Origin of the sequence: Citrobacter sp. TBCS-14, assembly GCF_005280805.1 — a bacterium.
GTDB lineage: Bacteria > Pseudomonadota > Gammaproteobacteria > Enterobacterales > Enterobacteriaceae > Citrobacter > Citrobacter gillenii.
Window position 1 is genome coordinate 1 of the sequence record NZ_SZWM01000640.1, and the last position, 240, is coordinate 240.

1 pseudogene is annotated in these 240 nt (G+C 49.6%); it reads left to right on the forward strand.

Features of this window, described 5'->3' with window-relative positions:
• A pseudogene (locus FDX22_RS20385) lies at positions 1 to 240 on the forward strand (terminase large subunit); the annotation flags it as partial.

The window sequence follows — 240 nt, forward strand, 5'->3', positions numbered from 1 at the left end:
AGACTGCAACCGGCGCACGATTGCAGTCTCTTCTGTTTGGCATAACGACAGCTGGGTTTAATAAAGAAGGGATTTGTTACGAGCTGCGCGATTATGCCATTAAGGTGCTGCGTGGCTATAACAGCGAAGTGGAAGGCGCGTTGAAGGATGACACCTTTTTCGCCATCATCTTCACCCTGGATAAAGATGATGATCCGTTTGATGAAACGGTCTGGCAAAAGGCTAACCCCGGGCTGGGTA